The sequence below is a fragment of the Methylobacterium sp. WL119 genome, from assembly GCF_008039875.1.
Lineage (GTDB): Bacteria > Pseudomonadota > Alphaproteobacteria > Rhizobiales > Beijerinckiaceae > Methylobacterium.
This window is the reverse complement of record NZ_VRUU01000020.1, coordinates 24,386-38,209: the sequence shown is the minus strand read 5'-3', so window position 1 is coordinate 38,209 and position 13,824 is coordinate 24,386. Positions and strand designations below refer to the sequence as shown.

The 13,824-nt window shown below is 70.0% G+C and carries 14 protein-coding genes; 13 read left to right on the top strand and 1 reads right to left on the bottom strand.

Going from position 1 to position 13,824, the window contains the following annotated elements; genetic code table 11:
• Positions 1-38: 38 nt before the first annotated feature.
• Positions 39-1,535, top strand: coding sequence for a PAS domain S-box protein (locus FV227_RS10485; RefSeq protein ID WP_246686515.1), 1,497 nt, complete (start codon positions 39-41; stop codon positions 1,533-1,535).
• Positions 1,532-2,188 carry an HAD hydrolase-like protein gene (locus FV227_RS10480; protein ID WP_147725640.1) on the top strand — a complete coding sequence of 219 codons (657 nt, stop codon included), beginning with the start codon at positions 1,532-1,534 and terminating at the stop codon, positions 2,186-2,188. The genes FV227_RS10485 and FV227_RS10480 overlap by 4 nt, the downstream gene beginning before the upstream one ends.
• 74 nt (positions 2,189-2,262) lie before the next feature.
• Here FV227_RS10480 and bamE read toward each other — a convergent pair whose 3' ends face one another.
• A complete protein-coding gene (gene bamE, locus FV227_RS10475; RefSeq protein WP_147725625.1) occupies positions 2,263-2,760 on the bottom strand; it encodes an outer membrane protein assembly factor BamE in 498 nt (165 codons plus the stop codon).
• A 225-nt stretch (positions 2,761-2,985) separates the two neighbouring features.
• Between bamE and FV227_RS10470 the strand changes: the two genes are divergently transcribed.
• The 11 genes from FV227_RS10470 (at position 2,986) to FV227_RS10420 (ending at position 13,806) form a co-directional block, all read left to right on the top strand.
• Positions 2,986-3,546 (top strand): ubiquinol-cytochrome C chaperone family protein, encoded by a 561-nt coding sequence (locus FV227_RS10470; protein ID WP_147725626.1) that lies wholly within the window; start codon positions 2,986-2,988, stop codon positions 3,544-3,546.
• Positions 3,543-4,046: a DUF177 domain-containing protein gene (locus FV227_RS10465; protein WP_147725627.1), complete on the top strand. Its 504-nt coding sequence runs from the start codon at positions 3,543-3,545 to the stop codon at positions 4,044-4,046. The genes FV227_RS10470 and FV227_RS10465 overlap by 4 nt, the downstream gene beginning before the upstream one ends.
• Before the next feature lie 169 nt (positions 4,047-4,215).
• Positions 4,216-5,250, top strand: a complete 1,035-nt coding sequence (plsX, locus tag FV227_RS10460) for a phosphate acyltransferase PlsX (protein WP_147725628.1) — start codon at positions 4,216-4,218, stop codon at positions 5,248-5,250.
• Positions 5,251-5,431: 181 nt separating this feature from the next.
• On the top strand, positions 5,432-6,409 hold the full coding sequence (locus tag FV227_RS10455; RefSeq protein ID WP_147725629.1) for a beta-ketoacyl-ACP synthase III: 978 nt from the start codon (positions 5,432-5,434) through the stop codon (positions 6,407-6,409).
• Positions 6,410-6,531: 122 nt separating this feature from the next.
• Entirely contained in the window at positions 6,532-6,849 is a 318-nt protein-coding gene (locus FV227_RS10450) for an integration host factor subunit alpha (RefSeq protein WP_147725630.1), read from the top strand.
• A 38-nt stretch (positions 6,850-6,887) separates the two neighbouring features.
• Positions 6,888-7,409 carry a MerR family transcriptional regulator gene (locus tag FV227_RS10445; protein WP_147725631.1) on the top strand — a complete coding sequence of 174 codons (522 nt, stop codon included), beginning with the start codon at positions 6,888-6,890 and terminating at the stop codon, positions 7,407-7,409.
• Positions 7,410-7,494: 85 nt separating this feature from the next.
• A complete protein-coding gene (locus FV227_RS10440) occupies positions 7,495-7,914 on the top strand; it encodes a hypothetical protein (protein ID WP_187274748.1) in 420 nt (139 codons plus the stop codon).
• A 140-nt stretch (positions 7,915-8,054) separates the two neighbouring features.
• Positions 8,055-8,498 (top strand): 4-aminobutyrate aminotransferase, encoded by a 444-nt coding sequence (locus FV227_RS10435; RefSeq protein WP_243937175.1) that lies wholly within the window; start codon positions 8,055-8,057, stop codon positions 8,496-8,498.
• A 229-nt stretch (positions 8,499-8,727) separates the two neighbouring features.
• A complete protein-coding gene (locus FV227_RS10430; RefSeq protein WP_147725632.1) occupies positions 8,728-10,680 on the top strand; it encodes a PrkA family serine protein kinase in 1,953 nt (650 codons plus the stop codon).
• A gap of 101 nt (positions 10,681-10,781) precedes the next feature.
• Positions 10,782-12,083: a YeaH/YhbH family protein gene (locus FV227_RS10425; RefSeq protein WP_147858878.1), complete on the top strand. Its 1,302-nt coding sequence runs from the start codon at positions 10,782-10,784 to the stop codon at positions 12,081-12,083.
• 163 nt (positions 12,084-12,246) lie between these two features.
• The gene (locus tag FV227_RS10420) at positions 12,247-13,806 is read left to right on the top strand and encodes a SpoVR family protein (RefSeq protein ID WP_147725634.1); all 1,560 of its coding nucleotides are present in this window, start codon (positions 12,247-12,249) and stop codon (positions 13,804-13,806) included.
• Positions 13,807-13,824: the final 18 nt, after the last annotated feature.

Here is a 13,824-nt window from a genome sequence, read left to right as displayed (position 1 = left end):
CGGTGATCCGCAGCCGGATCGGCGCCCCGATCGGCACGATGTGCGTCCTCGACCGCACCGCGCGGCCCGAGGGGCTCACCAGGGCCCAGGGCGACACCCTGGCCGCGCTCGCCCGCCAGATCTCGACCCTGGTCGAGCATCGCCGCACCCTCGCCGACGTCGATGCACGGGAGCGCGAGCTGGCCGCGAGCGAGCGCCGCTTCCGGGTGATGACCTCGGCGATGCCGCAGATGGTCTGGACCACGCAGCCCGACGGCTTCCACGACTTCTACAACGACCGCTGGTACGAATTCACCGGCGTGCCCCACGGCTCCACCGACGGCGCCGGCTGGACCGACATGTTCCATCCCGACGACCAGGCGGAGGCCTGGAGCCGCTGGCGCCACAGCCTCGCGACCGGTGCGCCCTACGAGGTCGAGTACCGCCTGCGCCACCACAGCGGCGCCTATCGCTGGACCCTCGGGCGCGCGATGCCGATCCGCGGCGCCGACGGGCGGATCGAGCGCTGGTTCGGGACCTGCACCGACATCCACGACCTGAGGCAGGCGGTCGCCGACGCGCGCAAGCTCGCCTCCGTCGTCGAGACCTCGAAGGACTTCATCGGGCTGGCCACCGAGGACGGGCGGATCGCGCACTTGAACGAGGCCGCGCTGGCGCTGGTCGGGCTGCCCGACCTCGACGCCGCGCTGCGGACCACGATCGCCGACTACGTGACCCCCGAGAGCCGCGAAGCCCTCGAGGGCGTGGCGATGCCGGCGCTCGAGCGCGACGGCTGGTGGGAGGGCGAGCTCGCGTTCCGGCACTTCGCCACCGGCGAGGCCATCGCCGTGCTGTTCACGGTGTTCGCCGTGCGGGATGCGGCCGGCCGCCATGCCGGCTACGGCACGGTCACCCGCGACCTGCGCGAGCGCAAGCGCGCCGAGGAGGCGCGCGACCTGCTGATCAAGGAGCTGTCGCACCGGATCAAGAACATCTTCGCCGTGGTCGGCGGCATCGCCGCGCTCAGCGCCCGCAGCGATCCCGGCGCGCGCCCGTTCGCGAAGGCGTTCCGCGAGCGGCTCGGGGCGCTGGCCCAGGCCCACGAATACGTCCGCCCGCATTCCGCCGGCAGCGCGCCGCGGGTCGGCGGCCAGACCATCCTCGGGCTGATGCGCCTGATCCTGTCGGCCTACGCCGAGGACGGGCGCTGCCGCATCGCCGTCGACGGCGACGATGCGGTCGTCGGCGAGCGCGCGGCGACCGCGCTGGCGCTGATCATGCACGAGCAGGCGACGAACGCGGTGAAGTACGGCGCGCTCTCCAACGAGGCCGGCACCGTCACGCTGACCGGGCGGCGGACCGATTCGCGCTACCGCCTGACCTGGGCCGAGCGCGGCGGGCCGCCCGTTCCCTCGGCCCCCACGCGCAAGGGCTTCGGCACGGAACTCGCCGAGCGCAGCGTCACGGGCCAGCTCGACGGCATCCTGGAGCACGATTGGGCGCCGAGCGGCCTCGTGCTGCGCCTCGACGTCCCGGCGGAGACCCTGCGGTTCTGATCCGTCCCGCCCCGGCTCGCGGATATCGCCTCGTCGTCCTCGATTTCGACGGGACGCTCGCCGACACCTTTCCCTGGTTCTGCGGCGTGCTCGACGCGGTGGCCGACCGCTACCGCTTCCGCCGGGTCGCGGCGCACGAGACCGACGAGCTCCGCAGGCTCTCGGCGCGGGCGATCATGGCGCGCCTCGGCGTGCCGCGCTGGAAGCTGCCGGTGATCGCCCGCCACATGCACGGGCTCGCCGCGCGCGACGCCGCGCTGCTGCATCCGTTTCCCGGAACTTCGGAGATGCTGGCGGGGCTCGGCGAAGCGGGCGTCGCGACGGCCGTGCTCAGCTCGAACACCGAGGCGAACGTCCGGCGCGTGCTCGGGCCGGACGCCGCCCGGATCGGCCGCTACGCCTGCGGCGCGTCGGTGTTCGGCAAGGCACGGCGTCTCGCAAGCCTGCTGCGCCATGCGCGGATCGAGCCGCGTGCGGTGCTCTGCGTCGGCGACGAGCTGCGCGATCTCGACGCGGCGCGCGCGGTGGGCTGCGCCTTCGGCGCCGTCGCGTGGGGCTACACCGACGGGGCGACCCTGTCGGCGGCCCGTCCCGACCTGATGTTCGCCGAACCCGCGCAGATCGTGGAGGCCGTCCTGTCAGCACGACGATGAGCCCTCGCGGGGCCGCCTCCCTCCCCCCGCAGAGGGGGGAAGGACGGTTCGGGGTCGGGCCTTCGCCCGACGCCTCACATGCCGCGCTGGGCGCCCGGGACGACGCTGGCGCCGTTGCCGCTGCCGAAGGGCTCGTACTTGGTCAGGCCCTTGAACAGCTGGCTCAGGAAGGCGCGGTCGGCGCCGCTGGTCGGCGTGGTGCGCTCGATGAAGTCGAACACCTTGCCGTCCTGCAGGCCGTACAGGGCGACGCGCTCCACCTTGAAGGCGGAAGTGAAGTACACCGCCGTGACCTTCTGGTCCTCGACCTGCTCGCCGAGGAACAGGACCGTGCGCGAGGTGTTCTGGGAGATGTAGTACCAGGACTTGTTGCCGACGGTGGAGACCGTGGACGGGGTGCCCAGCGTCTGCAGCACCTGCTCCGGGCTCATGCCGGGCTTGACGGTGGCGAGCGCCGCCTGGTCGATCTGGTAGCCGTGGCGAAGCTCCTCGCCGATGCAGCCCGACAGGCCGAGGCCGAGCAGGCCGACGAGGCCGAGGCGCGCGAGAGACGGAACGAGACGGCGCGACATCGGCCACCCTATGTTGCTGATGGGACGGGACGCCGCTAGGCACGCCGGAGCGCGACACCAGGGGCGGTCTGATGAATGCTTGCACCTTGACCGTGGGTTGCCGTACCGCGGGGTTATGGCTTTGACAAGGCAAGCTCGGCCACAGGCCACAACGCTGCGCGACCGGGCACGGCCGTTCCGCCGGGCGCGGTCCGGGGGCCGGCCTCCGGGCCGAGGGCGGACCCCATGATCACCCGGTTCTTCCGGCGCAACGATGCGCGGCGGCGGTCCATCGAGACCCTGCACATGCGCCTCAACGCGGCCTCGCGGCAGCCGGGCCTCTACACCGCGCTCGGCGTGCCCGACGGCGTGGAGGGCCGCTTCGAATCGCTCATCCTCCACGTCATCCTGGCTTTGCGCCGCCTGAACCGCCTGCCGGCACCGGCGGCGGACGTGGCGCAGGACCTCGTGAACTCGGTCTTCCTCCAGCTCGACGCGTCCCTGCGCGAGCTCGGCGTCGGCGATTTCGGCGTGCCCAAGCGCATGAAGAAGCTCGGCGCCGCGTTCTACGGCCGCGCCGCCAACTACGACGCGGCGCTCGACGCGGGCGATGCCGCCGCGCTCCGCATTGCGCTCGCCCGCAACGTGCTCGGCAGCGAGGATCCCGAAGCCGCCGCCGGCCTCGCCGACTACGTCCTCGCCGCCGACCGCGCGCTGGCCGAGGCCGACCTCGACGGCCTGCTCGGCGCCGGCCCGTCCTTTCCGCATGCGGGCGATGCCCCGACACCCGACCTGGAAGCCCGATGAGCGTGAGCGAGACCCCCCTGTCCCGATGGGTGAGCGTGGCGCGGCTGCCGCAGGGCCGCGGCGCCGTCACCGTCGAGGCGACGCCGGCTGAGTGCACGGCGCTCGCCGCCGACTTCAAGATCCCGGCGATCCGCGACCTCGCCGGGCAGTTCTCGGTGTCCGGCCCGACGAGCCGCCTCGTCGTCACCGGCACCGTCGAGGGCACCGTGACGCTGGTCTGCACCGTCAGCCTGGAGCCGTTCGAGACCAAGGTCTCCGAGCCGGTGGAGGTGGTCTTCACCGACACCGACCGCCTCGCCGGCACCGACGCGGAGGATGCCGACATCCCCGACCCGATCGTCGGCGGGCGGATCGACTTCGGCCTTCTGACCGCCGAGTTCCTGGCGCTCGGGATCGACCCCTATCCGCGCAAGCCCGGGGTGGTGTTCGAGGCGGTCCAGCTCGGCGAGGACGTGAAACCCTTCGACGTCCTGCGGACGCTCCGCCCCGAGGAGCCGTAGCGGGCTCCCGGGTCCGCGGGCCGCCGAACCCGGCCGCCAAATCGGGCCGCACCCTGCCCCTGCGCGAGAATTCGTTTGCCCGCCGGGGCTGGATCGCTATTTTCCGCCGCGCCGATCCCGGCCGTCGCCCCCGCGACGGCGTTCCGTCAAAGGCCGCGACAACCCCTTCATGTCCCAACGCGTGTGCATCTCGCTCGACGCCATGGGCGGCGACCATGGCCCCTCGACCGTCGTGCCCGGTGCCGCGCTCGCGCGCGAGCGCCATCCCGAGACGACCTTCCTGATCTTCGGCGACGAGGCGGTGGTCGCCCCCCTCGTGGCGGCCGAGCCGCGCCTCAAGGGCGGCGTCGAGATCCGCCACACCACCTACGCCGTCGCCATGGACGACAAGCCGAGCCAGGCGGTGCGCCAGGGCCGCGGCAAGTCGTCGATGTGGAAGGCGATCCAGGCGGTGAAGGACGGCGAGGCCGATGCCGCGGTCTCCGCCGGCAACACCGGCGCGCTGATGGCGATGTCGAAGATCTGCCTGAAGACCATGGCCGGCATCGAGCGCCCGGCCATCGCCTGCCTGTGGCCGACGGTGCGCGGCGAGAGCGTGGTGCTCGACGTCGGCGCCACCATCGGCACCGATGCCGAGCACCTGATCGAGATGGCGGTGATGGGCTCCGCCATGGCCCGCATCGTGTTCGACCTCGAGCGCCCGACGGTGGGGCTGCTCAACGTCGGCACCGAGGAGATGAAGGGCAACGAGGCGGTGAAGGAGGCGGCGCGCCTGCTGCGCGAGATCGATTTGCCGAATTTCGCCTATCACGGCTTCGTCGAGGGCAACGACCTCGGCCGCGGCACCGTCGACGTGGTCGTCACCGAAGGTTTCACGGGAAACATCGCGCTGAAGACCGCGGAAGGCACCGCCAAGCAGATCGGCACGTACCTGCGATCCGCGATGACGCGGACGCTGTCCGCCAAGATCGGCGCGCTGTTCGCCCGCCAGGCGTTCCGCGCGCTGCGCGAGAAGATGAACCCGAGCCGGGCCAACGGCGGCGTGTTCCTCGGGCTCGAGGGCATCGTCATCAAGAGCCACGGCTCGGAGAACGCGCAAGGCTTCGCGGCCGCCGTCGACCTCGCCCACGACATGGCCCGCCACGACCTGATGCGCACGATCCGCGAGATGCTCGACCAGACGCCGACGCTCGCGCCGGCCTGACTTCGCCCCGGCCCGGATGGGTGCCCGGCCGGACCTTCGCCGGCGCGGGACGCCCGCACCGGCACGAGACACCTGCGCCGGCCCGGGATCGGGGTCGGTGAACGAATGCGATGGAGATCGGAGCGATGCAGGTCTAACAACCGATGGTTGTTGCGCCGGCGTCGCGACGGGAAGGAATCCGATGACAACCCTGCGTTCCGTCGTCGTCGGCACCGGCTCAGGGCTTCCTGCGCGGGTGGTGACCAACGCCGAGCTCGCCGAGCGGGTCGACACCTCGGACGAATGGATCGTCCAGCGCACCGGCATCCGGCAGCGCTACCTCGCGGACGCCACCGAGACCACGTCGGTGCTCGGCATCCGCGCGGCCCGCGCGGCGCTCGACGATGCCGGCCTCACCGGCGACGACATCGACCTCGTGATCTGCGCCACCTCGACGCCCGACCACACCTTTCCCTCGACCGCGACGCAGATCCAGGCGGCGCTCGGCATCACGGCGGGTGCCGCCTTCGACCTGCAGGCGGTCTGCGCCGGCTTCGTCTTCGCCGTCTCCACCGCCGACAAGTTCCTGTCGACCGGCGCGGCCCGGCGCGCGCTCGTCGTCGGCGCCGAGACCTTCTCGCGCATCGTCGACTGGGAGGACCGCACCACCTGCGTGCTGTTCGGCGACGGGGCCGGCGCGATCGTGCTGGAGGCGCAGGAGGCCGCGGGGGCGAGCGGCGACCGGGGCGTGATCAGCGCGAGCCTGCGCTCGGACGGGCGCCACCGCGAGAAGCTCTACGTCGACGGCGGCCCGGGCTCGACCGGCACCACCGGCCATCTCCGGATGGAGGGGAAGGACGTGTTCCGCTTTGCCGTCGGCTCGGTGATGGACGTGATCGTCGACGCGCTCGAGAAGGGCGGCGCGACGGCGGCCGACCTCGACTGGTTCGTGCCGCACCAGGCCAACCGCCGCATCATCGAGGCGTCCGCCGACAAGCTCGGCATCCCGCGCGACAAGGTGGTGCTGACGGTCGACCGCCACGGCAACACCTCGGCCGCATCGATCCCACTGGCTCTGGACGTGGCCCGCCGGGACGGCCGCATCCGCCGCGGCGACCTCGTGATGATCGAGGCGATCGGCGGCGGCTTCAGCTGGGGCGCGGCGCTGATCCGCTGGTAGCCGAAAACAATTTCCGGAGCCGCCCCGGTTGACCCGGGCCCGACCGGGGATTAGCGTGGCAGATCATAGGGATACGTCGGAAACGACCGCTCCCGGTAAGAAGAACCGCGAGGGGTCGAGGCATGACAGGCAAGACGGTGACGCGCGCCGATTTGAGCGAGGCCGTCTACCAGCAGGTCGGCCTCTCCCGCACCGAATCCGCCGCCCTCGTCGAGACGGTCCTGTCCGAGATCTGCGCCTGCCTCTCCGAGGGCGAGACCGTGAAGCTGTCCTCGTTCGGCTCCTTCGTCGTGCGGTCGAAGGGCAAGCGCGTCGGCCGCAACCCGAAGACCGGCGTCGAGGTGGCGATCGAGCCGCGCCAGGTGATGGTGTTCAAGCCCTCGAACGTGCTCAAGGCCCGGATCAACGGCCTGAACGGCGCCGCCCACGCCGACGACTGACCGCTCGCCCATCGCCGCCCTCGTAGCCGGATCGATCCATGGCGCTCGCTGCCCTCACCGAGGCGTCCGGACCCGTCGACAAGGATCCGGGCGCGTTCCGCACGATCACCGAGGTGGCCGAAGCCCTTGACGTGCCGCAGCACGTCCTGCGGTTCTGGGAAACCCGGTTCGGCCAGATCCGGCCGGTGAAGCGGGCCGGCGGGCGGCGCTACTACCGTCCCGGCGACGTCGCGCTCGTCGCGGGCATCCGTCACCTGCTCCACGTCCAGCGCTACACGATCGAGGGGGCACAGCGCGTCCTCAAGGAGAACGGCGTCCGCTTCGTCCAGGCGGTCGGCCGCGGCGAGGCGGTGGCGGCCGCACCGGTGATGCAGGAGACGAGCGGCCCGGCCACGTCGTCCCCCGACGGCGCCGAGCCCGAGACCTGGGATCGCGAGGGGTCGAATCGCGAAACCTTGGATCGCGAAACCTTGGACCGCGAGGCGCTGGCCGGCGCGCTGCAGGACCTCTACGCCTGCCGCGAGGCGCTGGCGGCCTTCCGCGCCCCGCCCGAGACCTGAGCGACGCCCGGGCTGCGTCGCGACGACGCCGCGCGATGCGTCACGGCGCGGCGAACTTTGCGGGCCGATCCGCGTTGATCGCCGCATGAGCGCACCCCGCCGTTCGATGACGCCGACGCAGGAACTCATCAGCCGCGTGATGCGGATCGTGCGCGCATGCCCCGACGCGGCCTCCGAGGTCCTGGAGCTGATGTTCCTCGTCAGCCAGATCGAGGCCGCGACCCACGTCGACCGGGATTATCGCGACGCGCGGCGCGTCGTCAGCCGCCTGCGCAACCCGCTCTGGGAGATGGGGCCGACCGATCGCGGCGCGCTGCTGGCCGCGGCCGAGACGATCCGACGGGTCTGCGGCCTCGACGAGACCGACATCCCCGTCACCCCGACTTCGGATGCGGGCGAGCGGGCGCGGGTCGAGCGCAGCCTCGCGGCGGCCCTGGAAGGCGAGCTCGACGCCGCGCAGATCGCCCGCGTCACCGGCGTGGTCGCGGCCGCGCTTCAGCAATAATCGCGGTCCCGGCTGCCGGCACGGGCCTGCGGCCTCGACGCGCGTCGTGGGCATCCCCACATCGGCTCGGCCGGCACGTGGCCCCATGGCTCCGGATGCCGCGCCAAGAGATGTTCGGAGACACGCCCGTGAGCGCCACCCTGTCCGCCCTTCGCCCCGTCCGCGCGCTCGCCGCCGGCGCCCTCCTGCTGGCCGCGCCCGCCTTCGCGCAGACGACGATCACCAAGAGCGAGACCGTCGCCTCCGGCAAGACGGTTCGGATCGCCATCGTCCCGAACCTGAAGAAGGATTGCTCGCCCGGCCCGATGCCGGAGTTCAAGGTCTCGGGCGCGCCGAAGAACGGCGCGCTGATTACCAAGGTCGGCAAGCAGAAGACGCCCGCTTCCTATCGCTGCCCGAACAAGGACACCGCGGTCCAGGGTCTCTTCTACCAGCCGAAGGCCGGCTACACTGGCGCCGACGAGGTGACGTTCGAAATCAAGAACGCGGACGGTCAAGTGCAGACGCAAAATATCAAAATCACCGTCGAGGCTGCGTCGGCCAAGAAGGACACCGATGCCAAGAAAGACAGCAGCGATCTCTGATCGGAGGCAACCGAAAGCTGGGAGTGCACGTTTTTTCGGCCGGATCGTTCTTTCGATCCGGCCGGACGACCACGGGGAAGCTTGACGGATGCCGCATTTCAGCCCGACGGGTGTTGCATCCAGCACACGCAGCGTCACCGTGTTCGCCGCACTGCGACAAATGCGGGCCTGTCGGTTGCGTTCGCGGCAGGACAGGATGAAGCTGTTGACGGTCTGAGAGGGTTATCGAATGCCGATGCATGCGACCAACGACCTTTTCCAGAGCTTCGCCCGCGGGTACGAAGCGCGCCGCGACACGGAGATGACGCTCTCCGAATTCCTCGAGGCGTGCCGCGACGAGCCGCTGATGTACGCGAGCGCCGCCGAGCGCATCCTCGACGCGATCGGCAAGCCGGAATTCGTCGACACCTCGAAGGACGCCCGCCTCGGCCGCGTCTTCATGAACCGGACGATCCGGACCTACCCGGCCTTCCACGAGTTCTTCGGCATGGAGGAGACGATCGAGCGGATCGTCTCGTTCTTCCGCCATGCGGCGCAGGGCCTGGAGGAGCGCAAGCAGATCCTCTACCTGCTCGGGCCCGTCGGCGGCGGCAAGTCCTCCCTGGCCGAGCGTCTCAAGGCCCTGATGGAGGTCCATCCGGTCTACGTGCTCAAGGCCGGCAACGAGGTCTCGCCGGTGTTCGAGAGCCCGCTCGGGCTGTTCGACCCCGAGACCATGGGCGCCGAGATCCAAAGCCGCTACGGCATCCCGCGCCGGCGCCTGACCGGCCTGATGAGCCCGTGGGCGCTGAAGCGTCTCGACGAGTTCGAGGGCGACATCTCGCAGTTCAAGGTGATCAAGGTCCGGCCCTCGCGCCTGCGCCAGATCGCCATCGCCAAGACCGAGCCCGGCGACGAGAACAACCAGGACATCTCCTCGCTGGTCGGCAAGGTCGACATCCGCCGGCTGGAGACGCTGTCGCAGGCGGACCCGGACGCGTACTCGTACTCGGGCGGCCTGAACCGCGCCAACCAGGGCGTCCTCGAGTTCGTCGAGATGTTCAAGGCGCCGATCAAGATGCTGCACCCGCTGCTCACGGCGACGCAGGAGGGCAACTACGTCGGCACCGAGAACATCGGCGCGATCCCCTTCACCGGCATCATCCTGGCGCACTCGAACGAGTCCGAGTGGCAGACCTTCAAGACCAACAAGAACAACGAAGCCTTCATCGACCGCATCTACGTGATCAAGGTGCCCTACTGCCTGCGCGTGCAGGAGGAACAGCACATCTACGAGAAGCTGATCTCGGGCTCCGAGCTCTCGGATGCGGCCTGCGCGCCGGGCACCTTGGAGATGCTGTCGCGGTTCTCGGTGCTGTCGCGCCTGCGCGAGCACGCCAACTCCAACGCGTTCTCGAAGATGCGCGTCTACGACGGCGAGTCCCTGCGCGAGGTCGACCCCCGCGCCCGCTCGATGCAGGAGTACAAGGATTCGGCCGGCGTCGACGAGGGCATGGACGGGATCTCGACCCGCTTCGCCTTCAAGGTGCTGGCCGCGACCTTCAACCACGACACCACCGAGGTCTCGGCCGACCCGGTGCACCTGATGTACGTGCTCGAGCAGTCGCTGCGCCGCGAGCAGCTCCCGCCCGAGACCGAGAAGCGCTACCTCGAGTTCATCAAGGGCGAGCTGGCGCCGCGCTACGCCGAGTTCATCGGCCACGAGATCCAGAAGGCCTATCTCGAATCCTACCACGATTACGGCCAGAACCTGTTCGACCGCTACATCGACTACGCCGACGCCTGGATCGAGGACCAGGACTTCAAGGATTCCGAGACCGGGCAATTGCTCAACCGCGAGCTTCTCAACCAGGAGCTGACGAAGATCGAGAAGCCGGCCGGGATCGCCAACCCGAAGGACTTCCGCAACGAGGTGGTGAAGTTCGCCCTGCGCTCGCGGGCTCAGCACGGCGGCCGCAACCCCTCGTGGACGTCCTACGAGAAGCTGCGCGAGGTCATCGAGCGGCGGATGTTCAGCCAGGTTGAGGAATTGCTGCCGGTGATCTCCTTCGGCTCGAAGAAGGACGGCGAGACCGAGAAGAAGCACGGCGAGTTCGTCGACCGGATGATCTCGCGCGGCTACACCGAGCGGCAGGTGCGCCGCCTGGTCGAGTGGTACATGCGGGTGAAGCAGGCGGGATGATTCGGTCCCCTCGGGGACCTGATCGAGATCCGCCATGATTTCGGACGACCGGCCGGCGCGTTATCCCGGTCGGATCTTGCGGGCGGGGATTTGATCACCGAATGCACATCGTCGACCGTCGATTGAATCCAGGAGGCAAGAGCCTCGCCAACCGGCAGCGCTTCCTTAGGCGGGTCAAGGACGTGGCCCAGCGGGCCGTGCGCGAGTCGGCCCGCGAGAAGGACATCAAGGACCTCGGCAAGGACGGCCGCGTCACGGTGCCGGCCGACGGGGTGCGCGAGCCGCGTTTCTCCCGCCAGCCGGGCACCGGCCTCCAGGACCACATCCTGCCCGGCAACAAGACCTATGTGGAAGGCGACCGCATCGAGCGGCCGCAGGGCGGCGGGGGCGGCCGCGGCTCCGGCGAGGGCGGGGACGGCGGCGAGAACAACGAGGACGCGTTCCGCTTCGTCCTGACCCGGGAGGAGTTCCTCGAGCTGTTCCTCGAGGACCTGGAGCTGCCCGACCTCGCCAAGCGCCGCCTGGCGGTGGTGGAGACGGAGGGGCTGCGCCGGGCCGGCTACACCGTGACCGGCTCGCCGGCCAACCTCGCCCTCACCCGGACGCTGCGCAACTCGATGTCGCGGCGCATCGCCCTGAAGCGGCCGAAGCCCGAGGAGGTGGCGGCGCTCGAAGCGCGCATCGCCGGCCTGGACGAGGGCGACCCGGCGCTGCCGGACCTCGCCGAGGCGCTGGCGGGCTTGCGCGAGCGCACGCGGCGCATCCCCTACGTCGACCCGATCGACCTGCGCTACCGCCGCTTCGAGCCGTATCCGCGCCCGATCGCGCAGGCGGTGATGTTCTGCCTGATGGACGTGTCCGGCTCGATGACCGAGCACATGAAGGACCTCGCCAAGCGGTTCTACATCCTGCTGCACATCTTCCTCACGCGCCGCTACCGGCACGTGGAGATCGTGTTCATCCGCCACACCGACCGGGCGACCGAGGTCGACGAGGAGACCTTCTTCGGCTCCCGCGAGACGGGCGGCACGCTGGTCTCCTCGGCGCTGGTCGAGATGAAGCGCATCATCGCCGAGCGCTACGACCCCAACGACTGGAACATCTACGCGGCGCAGGCGTCGGACGGCGACAACGTCTCCTCCGACGGCCCGACCTCGACCGAGCTGCTGCGCGCCCACATCCTGCCGGCCTGCCAGCACTTCGCCTATCTCGAGGTCGGCGACGAGAACGGCCCGCGCGCCGGCTTCGTCGAGCACCGCACCACCCTGTGGCGGACCTACGAGGCCATCGCCAAGGCCGGCGGCCCGATCGCCATGCGCAAGGTCAACCACCGCCGCGAGATCTACGCCGTCTTCCGCGACCTGTTCGGGCGCAAGGACGCGCGGGCGGAGGCGGAGTCTTGAGCTTCGCAGGTCGTCATGTCGGGGCGCGGGTCCTCTCTCCCGGTTGGGAGAGGGACAGGGTGAGGGGGGTGACCTCTCCGGACGGACCTGCCCCCTCACCCCAACCCTCTCCCGCACGGGAGAGGGGGTACGTCGCGCTTCGGCCGGCCGATCGGGAGGCGATATGACTGCTCTCAAGACACGCGCGACGTCCGGCGCCCCAAAACCGCTGTTCACCGGCAACGACTGGGACTTCGACACCATCCGGCGCATCCACGACGCCTGCGAGGTCGAGGCGCGGGCGCTCGGGCTGTCGTGGTATCCGAACCAGATCGAGATCATCACCGCCGAGCAGATGCTCGACGCCTACGCGTCGATCGGCATGCCGCTGTTCTACAAGCACTGGTCGTTCGGCAAGCACTTCGCCCAGCACGAATCCGGCTATCGCCGCGGCATGATGGGGCTCGCCTACGAGATCGTCATCAACTCCGACCCGTGCATCTCCTACATCATGGAGGAGAACACGGCGACGATGCAGACGCTGGTGATCGCCCACGCCGCGTTCGGTCACAACCACTTCTTCAAGAACAACTACCTGTTCCGGCAGTGGACCGACGCCGAGGGCATCCTCGATTATCTCGACTTCGCCAAGACCTACATCTCCCGCTGCGAGGAGCGCTACGGCCATCAGGCCGTCGAGCAGGTGCTCGACGCCGCCCACGCGCTGATGAGCCAGGGCGTGCACCGCTACCCGCGCAAGAAGCGGCCGGACCTCGCCTCCGAGCAGCGGCGCGAGCGCGAGCGGGTCGAGCACGGCGAGCAGATCTACAACGACCTGTGGCGCACCCTGCCGGCGAAGGCGGGGGCGACGCGCGCCGACCAGGCGATCGAGCGGCGCAAGGCGCTGCTCGAGCTGCCGCAGGAGAACATCCTCTACTTCTTGGAGAAGGTCGCCCCGCGCCTGCAGCGCTGGCAGCGCGAGATCCTGCGCATCGTCCGGCTGGTGGCGCAGTACTTCTACCCGCAGCGCCAGACCAAGGTGATGAACGAGGGCTGCGCCACCTACTGCCACTACCGGATCATGAACGCGCTCTCCGAGAAGGGCCTGATCGGCGAGGCGGCCTACCTCGAGTTCCTGCAGTCGCACACCAACGTCATCCGCCAGCCGAACTACGACGACCGCAGCTACAGCGGCCACAACCCCTACGCGATCGGCTTCGCGATGATGCAGGACATCGCCCGCATCGTGGAGCAGCCGACGGCGGAGGACCGGCAGTGGTTCCCCGACATCGCCGGCACCGGCGACGGCATGGCGGTGCTGCGCGATTGCTGGGAGAACTACCGCGACGAGAGCTTCATCGCCCAGTTCCTGTCGCCGAAGCTGATGCGCGACATGCGGCTGTTCCACGTCGCCGACGATCCGGAGCAGCCCGAGCTGCACGTCGCCGCGATCCACGACGAGCGCGGCTACCGCAAGATGCGCCGCTCGTTCGGCCGCCAGTACGACGTGGCCTGGCTCGATCCCGACATCGAGGTGGTGGACGTCGACCTCGAAGGCGACCGCCGCCTGATCCTGCACCACAAGGCGCTGAACAAGATCACCCTGCAGAAGGACGACGCCCGGCGCGTGCTGCAGCACCTCGCCGACCTCTGGGGCTACGACGTGGTGCTCAAGGAGATCGAGCCCGCCACCGGCACCGTGCTCGGCGAGCACCACGCGAGCGCGCGGCCGATCTTCTTCTGAGGCGTTTCGCGACGGTGC

Excerpts from the sequence above, each read along its gene's own strand:
- FV227_RS10455 (WP_147725629.1), top strand. The coding sequence starts at position 5,432 with ATGACAACCCTGCGTTCCGTCGTCGTCGGCACCGGCTCAGGGCTTCCT.
- FV227_RS10440 (WP_187274748.1), top strand. The coding sequence starts at position 7,495 with ATGAGCGCACCCCGCCGTTCGATGACGCCGACGCAGGAACTCATCAGC.
- bamE (WP_147725625.1), bottom strand. The coding sequence starts at position 2,760 with ATGTCGCGCCGTCTCGTTCCGTCTCTCGCGCGCCTCGGCCTCGTCGGC.
- FV227_RS10430 (WP_147725632.1), top strand. The coding sequence starts at position 8,728 with ATGCCGATGCATGCGACCAACGACCTTTTCCAGAGCTTCGCCCGCGGG.
- FV227_RS10420 (WP_147725634.1), top strand. The coding sequence starts at position 12,247 with ATGACTGCTCTCAAGACACGCGCGACGTCCGGCGCCCCAAAACCGCTG.
- plsX (WP_147725628.1), top strand. The coding sequence starts at position 4,216 with ATGTCCCAACGCGTGTGCATCTCGCTCGACGCCATGGGCGGCGACCAT.
- FV227_RS10465 (WP_147725627.1), top strand. The coding sequence starts at position 3,543 with ATGAGCGTGAGCGAGACCCCCCTGTCCCGATGGGTGAGCGTGGCGCGG.
- FV227_RS10425 (WP_147858878.1), top strand. The coding sequence starts at position 10,782 with ATGCACATCGTCGACCGTCGATTGAATCCAGGAGGCAAGAGCCTCGCC.
- FV227_RS10485 (WP_246686515.1), top strand. The coding sequence starts at position 39 with ATGTGCGTCCTCGACCGCACCGCGCGGCCCGAGGGGCTCACCAGGGCC.
- FV227_RS10450 (WP_147725630.1), top strand. The coding sequence starts at position 6,532 with ATGACAGGCAAGACGGTGACGCGCGCCGATTTGAGCGAGGCCGTCTAC.
- FV227_RS10470 (WP_147725626.1), top strand. The coding sequence starts at position 2,986 with ATGATCACCCGGTTCTTCCGGCGCAACGATGCGCGGCGGCGGTCCATC.
- FV227_RS10445 (WP_147725631.1), top strand. The coding sequence starts at position 6,888 with ATGGCGCTCGCTGCCCTCACCGAGGCGTCCGGACCCGTCGACAAGGAT.